This window comes from Rhodospirillum rubrum ATCC 11170 (genome assembly GCF_000013085.1).
Lineage (GTDB): Bacteria > Pseudomonadota > Alphaproteobacteria > Rhodospirillales > Rhodospirillaceae > Rhodospirillum > Rhodospirillum rubrum.
In genome coordinates this window covers 3,209,858-3,225,186 of the sequence record NC_007643.1, presented here as the reverse complement: position 1 = coordinate 3,225,186, position 15,329 = coordinate 3,209,858, and the positions used below count along the sequence as shown (strand labels likewise).

Genomic DNA, 15,329 nt, shown 5'->3' with positions numbered 1-15,329 from the left:
CTCCCTCTCTCCTTCCGCAAGGTCGCTTGCCATGTCGTCGTCTTCCGCCGGTGCCGCCGCCGGCGCCCCCTCGCTGTTTCGCCAGCCCAAGGCGGTGTGGGCGACCGCCTTCGCCGCGGTGATCGGTTTCACCAGCATCGGACTGGTCGACCCGATCCTGACCTCGATCGCCGAGGGGCTGAGCGCCACGCCCAGTCAGGTCTCGCTGTTGTTCACCAGCTATTTCTTCGTCACCGCCGTGATGATGCTGGTCACCGGCTTCGTCTCCAGCCGCATCGGCGGGCGCAACACCTTATTGCTTGGCGCCCTGCTAATCGCCGTCTTCGCCGCCCTGGCCGGCACCTCCGACTCGGTGGCCGAACTGGTCGCTTATCGGGCGGGATGGGGCTTGGGCAACGCCTTTTTCGTCGTCACCGCGCTGTCGGTGATCGTCGGCGCCGCTTCGGGCGGCACGGCCGGGGCGATCTTGCTTTATGAGGCCGCCTTGGGCTTGGGCATCTCGGCCGGACCGTTGATCGGCGCGGCGCTCGGCGCCCATTCCTGGCGCTATCCGTTCTTCGGCACGGCGGCGCTGATGACCATCGGCTTCCTGGCCATCGCCGTGTTCCTTGATCCCCAGCCCAAGCCGGCGCGCAAGATCGGCTTGTCGGGGCCTGTGAAGGCCTTGCGCCATCCCGGCTTGCTGACGACCTCGGTCAGCGCCTTTTTCTATTACTACGCCTTCTTCACCGTGCTGGCCTTCGCGCCCTTCGTGCTGCGACTGTCGGCCCATGCCATCGGCCTGATCTTCTTTGGCTGGGGGGTGGCGCTGGCCCTGTTCTCGGTGCTGGTCGCCCCCCGTTTGCAGGCGCGCTTTGGCGCCTTCGCCCTGCTTGCCGTCAGTCTGGTCGGCTTCGCCCTGCTGCTCTGCGTCATGGCCTTCGGCACGATCCCGATGATCGTGACCGCCGTCGTCGCCTCGGGGGCGCTGATGGGCGTCAATAACACCGTCTATACGGAAATGGCGCTGGAGGTTTCCGAGCAGCCGCGCCCGGTGGCTTCGGCGGCCTATAATTTCCTGCGCTGGTTCGCCGGCGTCATCGCCCCTTATGCCGCCTCGCGCCTGGGCGAGAGCTCCGGTCCGGCCAGCGCCTTCCTGACGGCGGCGGGCGCCGCGCTGATCGGTGGGGCGATCCTGGTGGCGCTGCGGCGCAATTTGGGCCGCTACGGCCAGACGCGCCAGGACGCAATCCCGCCGACCGTCCCGTCGATCGGGCCGATTCTGGTCGGGCTTGATGGTTCGGCCGCCGATCGGGCGGTGCTGGCGCGGGCGGTTACCCTGGCGCGCCAGGGCGGCGGGGCGGTGTTCGTGCTGCACATTCGCCCGATCGAGGTGTTTGGCGAATTCGCCGCCGCCCTGGAAGACCGCGCCGCCGGCCGGGCGGTTGTCGAGAACGCCGTGGCAAGCCTCGGCGCCCAGGGGATCACCGCCATGGGCGAGGTGCTCGAGGAATCGTCCACCCTGGTCCCCCAGCGGGTCATCGCCCGCGCCCGGGCCCTGGCCGCCCGGGTGATCGTGCTGGGCACCCGCCATCCCGGCGATCTTGGCAATCTGTTGCACGGCTCGGTGGCCGATATCGTCGGCCGCGAGGCCGGACGGCTGGTCGAACTGGTTCCGAGTTCGGCGGGGGAAGGCGAGGCCGGGGAGACTGCCTTAGAACCCCGGGCGCTCGCCGCCACGCCAGGACACCGGGTTTAGGGTGGGGCGGTCGCCGTCGCCCAGATCCAAGGTGGCGGTGGCCGCCGGGGTGCGGGCGATGATCCGGCCGCCGCGCACCACGGCCAGCCGGGTCGCGCGCAGACGCAGGGCCTCCACCGGATCGCCGGCCTGCAGCAGCACCAGATCGCCCCGACAGCCGGGCATCAGGCCGTAATCGTCGAGCCCCATCAGCTTGGCCGGCGCCGTGGTGACGGCGGCGAAGCACTCGGCCATCGCCGACTGGCCGGTCATCTGGGCGACGTGAAGGCCCATGGCGGCGACTTCAAGCATGTCGGCGCTGCCCAGGCCATACCAGGGGTCCATCACGCAGTCATGGCCGAAGGCCACGGTCAGACCGGCGGCGAGCAATTCGGGCACCCGGGTCATCCCCCGGCGCTTGGGATAGCCGTCGTGGCGGCCCTGAAGGGTGATGTTGATCAGCGGATTGGCGATCACCCCCAGCTCGGCCTCGGCCATCAGGGCGATCAGTTTCGAGACGTAGTAGCTGTCCATCGAATGCATCGAGGTCAGGTGCGAGCCGGTGACCCGTCCTTCCAGACCGAGGCGGGTGGTTTCCGCCGCCAGGGTCTCGACGTGGCGGCTCATCGGGTCGTCGCTTTCATCGCAATGCATATCCACGCGCAAGCCGCGCTCGGCGGCGATCTCGCACAGCGCGCGCACGCTTTCGGCGCCTTGAGCCATCGTGCGTTCGAAATGCGGGATGCCGCCGACCACATCGACGCCGCGATCCAGGGCGGCGATCAGGCGCTCGCGGCTGCCTTGGGCGCGCAAGAAGCCATCCTGGGGGAAGGCGACAAGCTGCAAGGTCAGCCAGGGGGCGACTTTTTCGCGGACTTCGAGCAGGGCGTCGACGGCGAGCAGGCGGGGATCGCAGATATCGACATGGCTGCGGATGGCCAGCAGGCCGCGACCGATCGCCCAGTCGCAATAGGCAAGCGCCCGATCAACAATCGCCTGATGGGTCAACTCGGGCTTGAGTTCCCCCCACAGGGCGATGCCTTCGAGCAAGGTGCCCGAGGCGTTGATCCGCGGCAGGCCGTAAGACAGTGCCGAGTCCATATGGAAATGGGCATCGACGAAGGGCGGGGCGACCAGATCGCCTTTGGCGTCAAGAACCGGGGTGGCCTCGGGCGCGTCCAGGGCCGGGCCGATGGCTTTGATCGTGCCCGCCAGGATCAGGATGTCCTGAGCGCGGCGGCCATCGGGCAGGCTGGCGTTGCGGACGATCAAGTCCTGGGCGGGGGGAAAAGTGGTCATCTTAGCGTTCTCCCTTGCGGAAGGGGATCATCAGGGCCTGGGGATAGGCGGCGCGGCGCGACATGACGACCAGGGCGACGATGCTCAGCACATAGGGGGCCATCAGATAGACCTGATAGGGAATGCCGCTGTCACCGCCCTGTTGCAGGCGGGTTTGCAAGGCGTCGAACAGGGCGAAGAGCAGCGCGCCAAACAGCGCCTTGCCCGGTCGCCACGAGGCGAAGACGACCAGGGCGATGCAGATCCAGCCGCGTCCGCCGATCATGTTGAAGAAGAAGGCGTTGAAGGCCGACAGCGTCAGAAAGGCGCCGCCCACGGCCATCAGGGCCGATCCGGCCATCACCGCGCCCATGCGGACGGCGGTGACGCTGATGCCCTGGGCGTCGGCGGCGGCCGGGTTTTCGCCGACCATGCGGATCGCCAGCCCCAGCGGCGTGCGGTACAGCAGCCAAGCGATCGCCACGACGGCGCAGAGGGCGACCATGGTCAGCGGCGTTTGCTGGGCGAGGACCCCGCCGATGACCGGCAGGTCGGCCAGCGCTCCGTCGCCAAACGGGGCGAAGGGGGCAATGCTGGGCGGCGTCGTCGTTTGCGGCAGGGCGAGGCGGTAGACGTAATAACTGAGGCTGGTGCACAGCAAGGTGACGCCGATGCCCGTCACATGCTGCGACAGGCCGAGCGGCACGGTCAGCAGCCCCTGAAGCAGCCCGGCGGCCATGCCGGCGCAAGCGGCCAGCATCACCCCGGTCCACAGGTCGCAGCCCTGGTAGACGCTGAGCCAACCGACGAGGGCGCCCAGCGTCATGATGCCTTCGATCCCGAGATTGAGAACCCCGGCCCGCTCGCAGAGCAATTCGCCGAGCGTGCCGAAGATCAAAGGCGTGGCGATGCGCAGAACCGTGGCCCATAGGCCAGCGCTGAGCAGCAGATCAAGGAGGTCCATGGTCTTCTTTTCCCGGTTCAGCCGCGGCGCAGCCGGTAGCGGGTGAACAGCATGGCCGTCAACATGCACAGCAAGGAGACGGCCACCAGAACATCGGCGATGTAATTGGGCACGCCGACCGCCCGGCTCATGGCGTCGGCGCCGACGAAAACACCGGCCACCATCACCGCCGCGGCGATGACGCCCAGCGGGTTCAATTGGGCCAGCATGGCGATGACGATGCCCGAATAACCATAGCCCGGCGACATGTCGAGGGTCAGATAGCCCGCCCGCCCGGCGACCTCGCAGGCCCCGGCCAGCCCGGCCAGCCCACCCGAGAGCAGGGCGACCCGCAGCACGACCTTGCCCACCGGCACCCCGGCGAAGGCGGCGGCGCGGGGATTGGCGCCCAGGGCCCGCATCTCGAAGCCCCAGATCGTCCGGCTTTTGAGCAGCCAGACCAGCCCGGCCAGCGCCACGGCGATGAGCAGCCCGGCGTGAATGCGGCTGCGCGCCACCAGCCGGGGCAATTCGGCCTCGGGCAGCATGGCCGCACTTTGCGGCCAGCCCATCGCCATCGGGTCCTTCATCGGCCCCTCAAGCATCATCGAGACGAACAGCAAGACGATGAAGTTCAGAAGCAAGGTGGTCACCACCTCGTCCACGCCGAAGCGGGTTTTGAGCAGGGCGGGGCCGAGCAGGGCCAGACCGCCGGCCAGGGCTGCGCCCAACATCACCACGGGCAGCAGGGCCCAGGCGGGCAGGGCGAGCGGCCCCGAGCCCAGGGCGACGGCGGCCAGGGCGCCCAGGTAAAGCTGGCCCTCGGCCCCGATGTTCCACAACTTGGCGCGGAAGGCGACGGCGGCGGCCAGACCGGTGAGGATCAGCGGCGTCGCCCGGGTCAGGGTTTCGCCGATGGCGAACCGCGAGCCGAAGCCGCCTGTGAACAGCGTGGCGAAGGCCTTGAGCACCGGGGCGCCGCTGGCCGCGACCAGCAGGGCGCACAGGATGAGGGCGGCGGCGACGGCGGCCAAGGGGGCTGCGACCGAGGCCCAGGCCGGAACGCTTTCGCGTCGTTCAAGCCGCATGACCGGCCTCCTGTGGGCCGTCACCGGCCATCATCACGCCCAATTGGCCGATGGTCACGCTTTCGCGGGCGACCGGCGGCGACAGGCGGCCAGCATGGATAACGGCGATGCGATCAGACAGCGCCAGGATTTCATCAAGGTCTTCGGAAATCAGCACGATCGCCGCCCCTTTCTCGCGGGCCCGCAACAACCGGTCGTGAACAAAGGCGACGGCGCCGATATCCAGGCCGCGATTGGGCTGATTGGCCAGGATCAAGCCGGGATCGCGCGTCAACGTCCGCCCGAGGATGAGCTTTTGCATATTGCCCCCCGACAGCAGACGCGTCGTGGCGTCGGGCGAGGAGCAGCGTACGTCGAAATCGGCGATTAGCGCCCGGGCATGGGCGCGGGCGGCCTTGCGTTTCACGAAGCCGGCGCGCTGGAAGGCCTTGTCGCGATACTGTTCGGCGATCAGGTTTTCCCAGATCGCCAGATCGCCGACCAGCCCTTCGGCGTGGCGATCCTCGGGAATGCGCCCCACCCCTAGGGTAATCATCTGGGTTGGGCGGTGGCGGGCGGGTTCCTGACCAAACAGGCGAAACTGGCCCGACGTCGGGGCGACCAGCCCGGAAATCAGCGCCGCCAGGGTGGCTTGCCCATTGCCCGACACCCCGGCGATGCCGACAATCTCGTGGCGATGGACGGTCAGGCTGACATCGCGCAAGGGGGCGCGGATCCCGGGACCGTTGACCGTGATGGCGCGCAGCGCCAGGGCCGGCGGGCCGGGCGGCAGGGGGCGGCGCACCGGATCGGCCACCGGGCGGCCGACCATCAACTCGGCCAAGGCGGCGCGGTTCATGCCGGCGGTCGGGCGCTCGGCCACCAGCTTGCCGCCGCGCAACACGGCGACCCGGCTGCTGACGGCGGCGACCTCGTTTAACTTATGGCTGATGAAAATGACCGACAGCCCGTCGCCGACCATGGTGCGCAGGGTGGAAAACAGCGCTTCGCTTTCCTGCGGGGTCAGCACGGCGGTCGGTTCGTCAAGGATCAGGATGCGGGCGTCGCGGTAGAGGGCCTTGAGGATTTCCACGCGCTGGCGTTCGCCCACCGACAAGGCGGCCACGGCGGCGTCGGGATTGACCTCCAGGCCGAAGCGCCGGCCAAGCGCCAGCAAACGGGCCCGCGCCTTGGCCCGCCCCAGGCGGGGAAGCCACAGCGGCTCGGTGCCGATCAGCACGTTTTCAAGAACGCTGAGGTTCTCGGCCAGGGTGAAATGCTGGTGGACCATGCCTAGGCCGGCGGCGATGGCCGCGCGCGGCGAGGCGGCGGTCAAAGGCTTGCCAAAGACCTCGATCGACCCTGAATCGGCCAGATAATGGCCAAACAGGATATTCATCAAAGTGGTCTTGCCCGCGCCGTTTTCGCCCAGCAGCGCCAGGATCTCGCCCTTGGCCAGATCCAGGCTGATGGCGTCATTGGCCAACAGGGCGCCGAAGCGCTTGGTGATGGCGCGCAGCCGGAGCGCGGGCTCCGGCTGCGTCATCGTCGGGGGGGAGGAGGACAAAGGGGAGAGACCCTGCTGGCTTACTTGGAGGATTTGGGCTCGGCGTCATCGACGGTGACGACGAAGGATCCATCAAGGATCGCCTGCTTCTTGGCTTCGACCTTGGCCTTCAGATCGGCCGGGATCTTGTCGTCGAAGGTGCCGTAAGGGGCCAGCGCGCCGCCCTGGTGCTTCATGTAGGAATAGACGCTGTAATCCTCGGCCTTGAAGGTCTTGGCCTTGACCATCTCCAGGGCCTTGGCGATCGTCGGCTCCATCGACCACAGGGCGCTGGCGACCACGGTCTGCGGATAATCGGCCTGGGTGTCGATGACATTGCCGATGGCCAGCACGCCCTTTTCCTTGGCGGCGTCGGAGACGCCGAAGCGCTCGGCATAGAGCACGTCGACGCCGCGTTCGATCATGGCGAAGGCGGCTTCCTTGGCCTTGGGCGGATCGAACCACGAGCCGATGAACGACACGGTGAAGCTGGCCTGCGGGTTGACCTCGCGGGCGCCGGCGATGAAGGCGTTCATCAGGCGATTGACCTCGGGGATCGGATAGCCGCCGACCAGACCGATCTTGGCCGTTTTGGTCATGCCGCCGGCGATCATGCCGGTCAGATAGCTGGGCTCGTGGATGTAGTTGTCAAACACCGAGAAGTTCGGCGCCTGGGGCTTGAACGACGAGCCCATCAGGAAGGCGGTGTCGGGGTAATCCTTGGCCACCCGGCGGGCGGCCTGTTCCACGCCGAAAACCTCGCCGATGACCAGGGCGTTGCCCTTTTCGGCGTATTCGCGCATCACGCGCTCGTAATCGGCGTTGGCCACCGATTCCGAATAGGCGTAGTCGATCTCGCCACGCTCTTTCGCCGCCGTCAGCGCCTTGTGGATGCGGCTGACCCATTGCTGTTCGATCGGCACGGTATAGACCGCCGCGACCTTCAGGGGATCGGCGGCGGTGGCCGCGCCGGGCAGGCAGAACGCGGTTGCGGCAGCCAACACGGCCGCTTTGACGAAAGAACGCAGCATGGATGGGTGATCCCTCAAGCTATTTGGCGCGGGGGCGCGCGATAAGCCTTTGCTTCCCCCAAAACCACGGTCGGGGGGAACAAGGCCCGGTCCCGGATGGGGGGCGGCGCCCGACCAACGCAAGTCCGGTGCCACTCTACCCCGAGGGCCAGGGCGAGGGCCAGCGCCAAGCGGACGGGTCCGGGGGGAACCGGCTCCGTCCGCTGTGGCTGTTTTCAGGGCGAGGTGACCGCTTTTTAGGCGGGCCGCCGGGCCGGACCGGCGGCGGGAGGCTTACAGTTCCTCGAAGCCGCCGTCGTCGAAGCCGGCGTCATCGGCGGCGTAGTCTTCTTCGGGGGCGGGTTCGGGCGCCGGCTCGGCGGCCTGGGCCTCGTCACCCGAGAACAGCGACATGATGGCGTTGCCCATCAGCACGCCGCCGGCGACGCCCATCGCCGTCTGCATCGCGCCGGCCAGGAAGCCGCCCTGGGGGGCGTTGGCGAAGGCGGCGCCGGGGTGGGGGGAATGGCCGCCATAGGACGCGCCCATCGGCGCGGCGCGGCGCGGCGGCTGGGGCTGGCTGCCGCCGCCGAACAGACCCGACAGAAAGCCGCCCGAGGCGGCCGGACGGGTCTCGCGCTCGCGCTCCATCTCGGTCAGGCGCTCATTGGCCGCCTTCAAGGCCTGTTCCTGCACGAGAATGGTCTGGGCCATGTAATAGGCGGCATTGGGGCTGGCGGCGATGCGCTGGGCGATGAAGCGCTCGGCATCGCTATCGCGCTGGGGGGCCTGGGATTCCACGGTGCGCAATTTGCCGAACAACCCTTCGATCATGTCGCGTTCGGTTTGGTTCATAGCCTTCGATCTCCTGATGAACCGGCGGGCGTTTTTTGGGATATCCCGCCGGGGTGACCCTTGATATAGCCCCCTTGAAAGATAGGTTCCAATTGATACCAAGGCATCCTGTGATAGGGTGAAATTATCATTAAAGCCGCTTTCGGAGCCGTCGATGTTCACGTTGCGCCAACTCCGCTACATCGTCGCCGTAGCCGATACCCTGAATTTCCGCCGTGCCGCCGAGGTTTGTCTGGTGTCGCAACCCACGCTCAGCGTGCAGATCGCCGAGGTCGAAGCCTTCCTTGGGCTGACGCTGTTCGAGCGCACTCGCCGCAGCGTGGTGCTGACGCCGATCGGCCGCGAAATCGCCGAACGGGCGCGCGGCGTTCTGCGCGAGGCCAATGAGATCGTCGATCTGGCGCGCTCGCTGCGCGCTCCCCTGTCGGGGCCGCTGCGTCTGGGCGTCATCGCCACCCTCGGCCCCTATCTGCTGCCCTATGTGTTGTCGGCCTTCCGCGAAAAGCATCCCTCCTTGCGCCTTTACCTGCGCGAGGACCCATCGCTGCGCCTAGAGCGTCGGCTGCGGGCCGGTGAGCTTGATCTGATCCTGGTCGATATGCCCATCGACGATGCCGGCCTCGACATCATGGATCTGTTTTTCGAGCCCCTATGGCTGGCCGCGCCCCCCGATCACGCCCTGGCCGACAGGACGCGGGTGAGCGTCGAGGATCTCGCCGGGCGCGACCTTTTGCTGCTCGAAGAGGGCCATTGCCTGCGCGACGAGGTGCTTGACCTCTGCCGGCGGGTGGGGGCGCGCGAACATGGCGGCTTCCAGGCGACCAGCCTTGACACCCTGCGTCAGATGGTGGCCAGCCGCATCGGTCTGGCCCTGCTGCCCGATCTGTATGTCGCCGCCGAGGCCGCCCAGGATCCCAATATCCGGATGATTCCCTTCAGCGCGCCGCCGGTCCGCCGAGTCGGTTTGGCATGGCGCAAAACCTCGGCGCGCGTAGCCGAATTTCGCGAATTCGGCGCCTTTATCCTGGCCCGGTTGCCGGCCAGTCTCGCGGTTCCGTGAGGAAATCGGCTTCCCGCAAATTGCCTTGTTTCCCATGGGTTAATCGGGCTCTCTTAGATTAATTCATCTAACCGCCAAGACGATTATTCCTCGCCCTGGCGGTGAGGTGGGACGACCTTCAGGAGGGATCCATGGGGAAACGTCTCTATATCGTGGGAACCCGCGATACCAAGAATGACGAATTGGTTTATGTGCGCGATCAGATCACCCAAACCGGCGCCCGGGCGGTCATCGTCGATCTGTCGACCTCGGGGCCGGAAACCTTCGCCGATGGTGTCGCCGCCGCCGAGGTCGCGGCCGCCCATCCCGAAGGCGCCAAGGCGGTGTTCACCGGCGACCGCGGCCGCTCGATCGCCGCCATGGCCGTCGCCTTTGAAAGCTATCTGACCGGCCGCGACGATATCGCCGGGGTGATCGGTCTGGGCGGATCGGGGGGGACGGCGCTGATCGCCCCGGCCCTGCGGGGGCTGGCGGTCGGCGTGCCCAAGCTGATCGTTTCGACCGTCGCCTCGGGCAATGTCGCGCCCTATGTCGGGCCCAGCGATATCGCCATGATGTATTCCGTTACCGATCTGGCCGGCCTCAACCGCATCTCGCGGCTGATCCTGGCCAATGCCGCCCATGCCATCGCCGGCATGGCCAAGGCGCCGCCCGTACCCCTGTCGGCCTCGGACAAGCCGGTGATCGGGTTGACGATGTTCGGCGTCACCACCCCTTGCGTCAACGCCCTGACCGCGGCCTTGGGCGATGCCTACGATCCTTTGGTGTTCCACGCGACGGGGACCGGCGGCCAGTCGATGGAAAAGCTTGTCGAATCCGGGCTGATCGCCGGGGTGATCGACATCACGACCACCGAGGTCTGCGACCTGCTGATGGGCGGGGTGCTGGCCTGCACCGAGGATCGCCTGGGCGCCATCGCCCGCACTGGCGTTCCCTATGTCGGGTCCTGCGGCGCCCTGGACATGGTCAACTTCGGGGCGCCCGACACCATTCCCGAACGCTATGCCGGGCGCACCTTCTACGCCCATAATCCCCAGGTGACGCTGATGCGCACGACCGTCGAGGAAAACGTGCGGATGGGGCGGTGGATCGGCGAAAAGCTCAATGCCTGCGAGGGCGAGGTGCGCTTTTTGCTGCCCGAGGGCGGCGTCTCGGCCCTTGATGTCCCGGGGATGGCCTTCCACGATCCCGAGGCCGACGCGGCGCTGTTCGCCAGCCTGGAGGCCACCGTGCGGCCGACGGGGCGGCGCCAGTTGATCCGCGTGCCCGCCGCCATCAACGACCCGGCTTTCGCCGAGGCGGTGCTGACGACCTTCAAGGGACTGATGTCCTCTTCCAACCACGACGCATAAGGATTCTGTTTTATGGCTCGTATCGAGAGAACGGCGCTTCTGGAAACCTTTCACGAGATGGTCAGGCAGGGCCGGCCGATCGTTGGCGGGGGCGCCGGCACCGGATTGTCGGCCAAATGCGAGGAGCAGGGCGGCATCGATCTGATCGTCATCTATAATTCCGGCCGCTACCGCATGGCCGGCCGCGGCTCTTTGGCCGGGTTGCTGGCCTATGGCAACGCCAATGAGATCGTGATGGACATGGCGCGCGAGGTGTTGCCGGTGGTCCGCCATACCCCGGTGCTGGCCGGGGTCAACGGCACCGATCCCTTCTGCAATTTCGATCATTTCCTTGATCAGGTGAAGGCCGTCGGCTTTTCCGGGATCCAGAACTTCCCCACCGTCGGGCTGATCGATGGCACCTTCCGCGCCAATCTTGAAGAGACCGGCATGGGCTTTGGGCTGGAAGTCGATCTGGTGCGGCTGGCCCGGGCCAAGGATCTGCTGACCACGCCCTATGTCTTCAGCGAAGACGACGCCCGGGCGATGACCGAGGCCGGAGCCGATATCGTCGTCGCCCATATGGGGCTGACCACCGGCGGAGCGATCGGGGCGGAAACCGCCCTGTCGCTGCACGGCGCGGCCGAGCGGGTTTCGGCGATCGCCCAGGCGGCAATCGCCGTGCGCCCGGATGTGATCGTGCTCTGCCATGGCGGGCCGATCGCCACGCCCGAGGACGCCCAGTTCATCCTGGAAACCTGCCCGCAATGTCACGGCTTCTATGGGGCAAGCAGCATGGAGCGCCTGCCCACGGAAATCGCCCTGACCGAGCAGACGAAACGCTTCAAGGCGATTTCCCGCTAATCCTTGCGGGATGGGATGTCGCGAGCGGACGGCCGTTGCGGTCCCTCCGCTCGCGGCTTGCCGTTTTTAAAGCGACCCCTTGGCGATCGGTCGCCGCGTGTTCCCGGCTCAGATCGGCGTCGCTTGCCGATCCTGCGGCTTTCCCTGGAAGGGCGCGACGGTGATCTCCCCCTCCCGCTTGCGGGCCTGGGCGATGTCGTAGCTGTTCTGCATCCGCATAAGCGTATCCATCGACACACCGAACGCCTTCTCGATCCGCAGCGCCATTTCCGGTGAAAGATGCGCGCGCTCGTTCAGCACGGCCGACAACGCCGCCCGCGTAACACCAAGAACCTGCGCCGCGCTCGTCACCGATAGGCCGAGCGCCTCGATGATCTCGCTTTTGACGAAACCGCCGGGATGAGCGGGGTTCTTCACACGGAGGCCTAGTGCCTCGCTCATGGACATCTCCTAGTGATAATCTTCATAGTCGAGGTCGATGATCTCGATTTCGCTTTGGTCGATCCGGAAGGTGATCCGCCAGTTTTTGGTTACGAACAGGCTCCAGGTGCCTTTCCGATCGCCGGTGAGTTGATGGGCCTTCCAGCTCGGAACCGTGCGCAACTCCTCTTCCCGCTCCATATCTTGGAGAAAGGAGACGATGCGACGGACTTTTGGCACTACGGCCGTCTGCAAGCCGGTGGCGTCATCATCTTCGATGAACCGGCGCAACCCCTTATGAACCACGTTTCGGAGTCTCATATGCCGAGACTGGCAGGCAAACCGTATAGTGTCAAGCTACGCTATACAGATGTGCCGCGTTATGGTCCACGGCACGTCAGCGCAGGCCTTTGACCTTGCGGTCGCGGTAGAGAACATACAGACCCGAGGCGACGATCACCGCGCCGCCGATGAAGGTGGCGAGATCGGGGATGTTGTTGAAGACCAGATAGCCGACGATCCCCGACCAGACGAGGCTGAGGTAATTATAGGGCTGGAGGACCGAGGCCGGGGCGTATTCCAGGGCCTTGATCAGCAGGAAGTGCGAGCTCATGCCGAAGAGGGCGAGCAGGGCCATCCAGCCCCAATCGATGCCGCTCATCGCCGTCCAATGGGCGCCGCCGAACAGGGTGACCAGGATGGCTCCGACCACTCCCGTATACAAAAACGTGGTGCCGGCGCTGTCATCAGCGCTGACCATGCGGGTGAGCACCGTGTAAAGGGCGTACATCGTGGCCGAGGCCAGACTGTACAGGGCGGCGGGCTCGAAGGTGCCGACGCCCGGGCGAACGATGATCAACAGGCCGATGAAGCCGACCCCCGTCGCCACCCAGCGCCGCCAGCCGACCCGCTCGCCCAGCAAAACGATGGCCATGGCCATCACCAGCAGCGGATAGACGGCGAAGATCGATTGCACCTCGGCCAGCCCCATATGACGGAAGGCGAGGGCGACCAGACCGATTTCGCTGACCAGCAGCAAGGCGCGCAAGGATTGCAGAATCGGCCGCTTGCTGCGCGTCGCCGCCCTTACGCCGCCCGGCTTGCGGGCGACCAGGGCGATGGCGAACAGGGCAAAAGCCCAATAGCGAACCATGACGATGAACGGAATCGGGTAATGGCTGGCAAGATACTTGGTGATCCCGTCTTGGAAGGCGAAGATGACCGTGGCGCCGACCAGACAGGCCACCCCCAGGCGCAGCTGGGGGGCGCGGCCGGGCGGGGGCGCGGCGGGGGGAAGATTTTCCGCCGGAGGCATGGGAAGGGGAGCGGCCGGCGAACCGGCGAAGGGCTGGGAAGCCATGCTGGGGGACTTGCTCACTTTGGGATCCAATATTCATACTGAAGGCCAGGACCGGGCGTGGCAAGGCTTAGATCCGTTATGGCAAGGGCGCCAGAGCCGATAGCAGGAGGCCAAGCGTTGATTCCGTTCACCCTTGATCGCACCACCATCGCCGCCGGCGGTTTGCAGGATATGGCGCTGCGCCATGGCGCCCGGGTGCGGGTGATGAGCCCGGCCGAGTTGGACGCCTCGCTGGAGGAAACCCTGGCGCACCGCCCCGGTGGCGGCGATGTCTGGCTGTTCGCTTATGGCTCGCTGATCTGGAATCCGGCCTTTCATTTCGCCGAGCGCCAGGTGGGAACGGTGCGCGGCTGGCACCGTCGCTTCTGCCTGTCCTCGACCCTGGGGCGCGGCACCCCCGATTGCCCCGGGCTGGTTCTGGGGCTTGATCGCGGCGGCGCCTGTCGCGGCGTGGCCTTTCGCATCCCGGCGGCCTTGGTGCGCGCCGAACTGGCCGTGGTCTGGTGCCGGGAAATGCTGACGGCGTCCTACACGCCGCGCTGGGCCCGGGTCAGCCTGGGGGGAACGCGGGTGCCGGCGATCGTTTTCACCATCAATCGCGCCGATCCCCATTACGCGCCGGGCCTTGACGACGCGACGGTCGCCGCCCGGCTGGCGGTGGCCCGCGGCGAATTCGGCGCGGCCTCGGATTACCTGTTCAACACCCTGCGCGCCCTGGATGCCGAGGGCATCATCGATGTCGGTCTTCACCGCATCGCCCGCCACGTCCGCCTGTTGCAGGCCGAGGCTTTGGCTCCGCCGCCGGTTGAAACCCCGGCGCAGGCGCCCACCTGACAGAGAGCCCCGGGGCGTGCGGTCTTGTCGGCGTCCCTTTCGGCGTTTCACGCCCCGCTCTGGAGGATCGCCATGTCCGTCCGCCGCTCCGCCGTCCTGTTCGCCGCGCTGTTGGCCCCCGCCGGTCTGGGGGCGGGCGCTAGCGCCCCGGCGCAAGCCGCCATCGTCGAAAAGCCCGTCGCCTATAGCGTGGACGGCACCGCGTTTGAAGGGGTGCTGGTTTACGACGACGCCGTCGCCACACCGCGCCCGCCGGTGCTGATGGTGCCCAACTGGTTTGGCGTGTCGGCCGCCGCCATCGCCCAGGCTGGCGAAATCGCCGGGCGCGACTATGTGGTGCTGGTCGCCGATGTCTATGGCAAGACCCTGCGCCCGACCACCGCCGAACAGGCCGGGGCGGCCGCCGGGGCCTTGCGCGCCGATCGTCCGCGCCTGCGCGCCCGGGCCAACGCGGCGCTTGACGCCCTGCTCGCCCAGGCCGGCGGCGCGCCGATGGCGACGGGCAAGGTCGCCGCCATCGGTTTTTGTTTCGGCGGGGGCACCGTTCTGGAACTGGCGCGCAGCGGCCGGCCGCTTGATGCGGTGGTGTCCTTCCACGGCAATCTCGATACCCCAAGGCCCGAAGACATGACCAAGGCCCAGGTCAAGGGCGTGCTGGTTCTGCATGGGGCGGCCGATCCCTTCGTGCCGCCGGCCCAGGTCGATGGCTTCCTGGCCGAAATGAAGGCGACCAAACTCGACTGGCAACTGGTGTCGTTTGGCAATGCGGTGCATTCCTTCACCGATCCCGAGGCCAATGATCCCGGCAAATCCCAGTATGACGAGACGACCGCCAAGCGGGCTTTCGCCCTGATGCGCGCCTTCTTTGACGAAAAGCTGTGAATGAACCTATTGCGAAACATTCTCCCCTGCGCGATCGGACCCTGGTATAGGTGAAGCCTGGGGTTTCCGCCGTCGCCCCCCCTCTTGCCCGGGGGCTGGTTCACCTGCCGGTTGACGGGTTCCAGACGATGGCGTATCGGGCGTGATCGGGTTTTTCAACCG

Annotated in this window: 15 protein-coding genes; 6 read left to right on the top strand and 9 right to left on the bottom strand. The window is 66.9% G+C overall.

Annotated elements, in window-relative coordinates:
* The first annotated feature begins 31 nt into the window (after nt 1–31).
* Nucleotides 32–1,738 carry an MFS transporter gene (locus tag RRU_RS14400; RefSeq protein ID WP_011390599.1) on the top strand — a complete coding sequence of 569 codons (1,707 nt, stop codon included), beginning with the start codon at nt 32–34 and terminating at the stop codon, nt 1,736–1,738.
* Here the strand turns inward: RRU_RS14400 and RRU_RS14395 are convergent.
* The 6 genes from RRU_RS14395 to RRU_RS14370 form a co-directional block, all read right to left on the bottom strand.
* Complete coding sequence (locus RRU_RS14395; RefSeq protein WP_011390598.1) at nt 1,694–3,016, bottom strand: amidohydrolase family protein; 1,323 nt, start codon at nt 3,014–3,016, stop codon at nt 1,694–1,696. The genes RRU_RS14400 and RRU_RS14395 overlap by 45 nt on opposite strands.
* A 1-nt stretch (nt 3,017) precedes the next feature.
* On the bottom strand, nt 3,018–3,959 hold the full coding sequence (locus RRU_RS14390; RefSeq protein WP_011390597.1) for an ABC transporter permease: 942 nt from the start codon (nt 3,957–3,959) through the stop codon (nt 3,018–3,020).
* 17 nt (nt 3,960–3,976) lie between these two features.
* Nucleotides 3,977–5,026, bottom strand: coding sequence for an ABC transporter permease (locus tag RRU_RS14385; protein WP_011390596.1), 1,050 nt, complete (start codon nt 5,024–5,026; stop codon nt 3,977–3,979).
* Entirely contained in the window at nt 5,016–6,572 is a 1,557-nt protein-coding gene (locus RRU_RS14380) for an ABC transporter ATP-binding protein (RefSeq protein ID WP_237703772.1), read from the bottom strand. Before RRU_RS14380 ends, RRU_RS14385 begins: the two co-directional genes overlap by 11 nt.
* Before the next feature lie 20 nt (nt 6,573–6,592).
* A complete protein-coding gene (locus RRU_RS14375) occupies nt 6,593–7,582 on the bottom strand; it encodes a BMP family protein (RefSeq protein WP_011390594.1) in 990 nt (329 codons plus the stop codon).
* A gap of 273 nt (nt 7,583–7,855) precedes the next feature.
* Complete coding sequence (locus tag RRU_RS14370) at nt 7,856–8,416, bottom strand: DUF2076 domain-containing protein (RefSeq protein ID WP_011390593.1); 561 nt, start codon at nt 8,414–8,416, stop codon at nt 7,856–7,858.
* Between the two features lie 154 nt (nt 8,417–8,570).
* Between RRU_RS14370 and RRU_RS14365 the strand changes: the two genes are divergently transcribed.
* From RRU_RS14365 to RRU_RS14355, 3 genes are all read left to right on the top strand, one after another.
* A complete protein-coding gene (locus RRU_RS14365; RefSeq protein ID WP_011390592.1) occupies nt 8,571–9,476 on the top strand; it encodes a hydrogen peroxide-inducible genes activator in 906 nt (301 codons plus the stop codon).
* 131 nt (nt 9,477–9,607) lie between these two features.
* Nucleotides 9,608–10,828 (top strand): Tm-1-like ATP-binding domain-containing protein, encoded by a 1,221-nt coding sequence (locus RRU_RS14360; RefSeq protein ID WP_011390591.1) that lies wholly within the window; start codon nt 9,608–9,610, stop codon nt 10,826–10,828.
* Between the two features lie 12 nt (nt 10,829–10,840).
* Nucleotides 10,841–11,671 (top strand): phosphoenolpyruvate hydrolase family protein, encoded by an 831-nt coding sequence (locus tag RRU_RS14355; RefSeq protein ID WP_011390590.1) that lies wholly within the window; start codon nt 10,841–10,843, stop codon nt 11,669–11,671.
* Between the two features lie 108 nt (nt 11,672–11,779).
* Here the strand turns inward: RRU_RS14355 and RRU_RS14350 are convergent, their stop codons facing one another.
* The 3 genes from RRU_RS14350 to RRU_RS14340 all read right to left on the bottom strand — a co-directional run bounded on the left by RRU_RS14350 (nt 11,780) and on the right by RRU_RS14340 (nt 13,469).
* Nucleotides 11,780–12,112: a HigA family addiction module antitoxin gene (locus tag RRU_RS14350; protein WP_011390589.1), complete on the bottom strand. Its 333-nt coding sequence runs from the start codon at nt 12,110–12,112 to the stop codon at nt 11,780–11,782.
* A gap of 9 nt (nt 12,113–12,121) precedes the next feature.
* Nucleotides 12,122–12,382, bottom strand: a complete 261-nt coding sequence (locus tag RRU_RS14345; protein ID WP_237703771.1) for a type II toxin-antitoxin system RelE/ParE family toxin — start codon at nt 12,380–12,382, stop codon at nt 12,122–12,124.
* A gap of 106 nt (nt 12,383–12,488) precedes the next feature.
* Entirely contained in the window at nt 12,489–13,469 is a 981-nt protein-coding gene (locus RRU_RS14340) for a DMT family transporter (protein ID WP_237703770.1), read from the bottom strand.
* Nucleotides 13,470–13,568: 99 nt separating this feature from the next.
* Here RRU_RS14340 and RRU_RS14335 point away from each other — a divergent pair, with 99 nt between their 5' ends.
* On the top strand, nt 13,569–14,285 hold the full coding sequence (locus RRU_RS14335) for a gamma-glutamylcyclotransferase (RefSeq protein ID WP_014626448.1): 717 nt from the start codon (nt 13,569–13,571) through the stop codon (nt 14,283–14,285).
* Nucleotides 14,286–14,357: 72 nt separating this feature from the next.
* The gene (locus tag RRU_RS14330) at nt 14,358–15,167 is read left to right on the top strand and encodes a dienelactone hydrolase family protein (protein WP_011390585.1); all 810 of its coding nucleotides are present in this window, start codon (nt 14,358–14,360) and stop codon (nt 15,165–15,167) included.
* Nucleotides 15,168–15,329 lie beyond the last annotated feature (162 nt).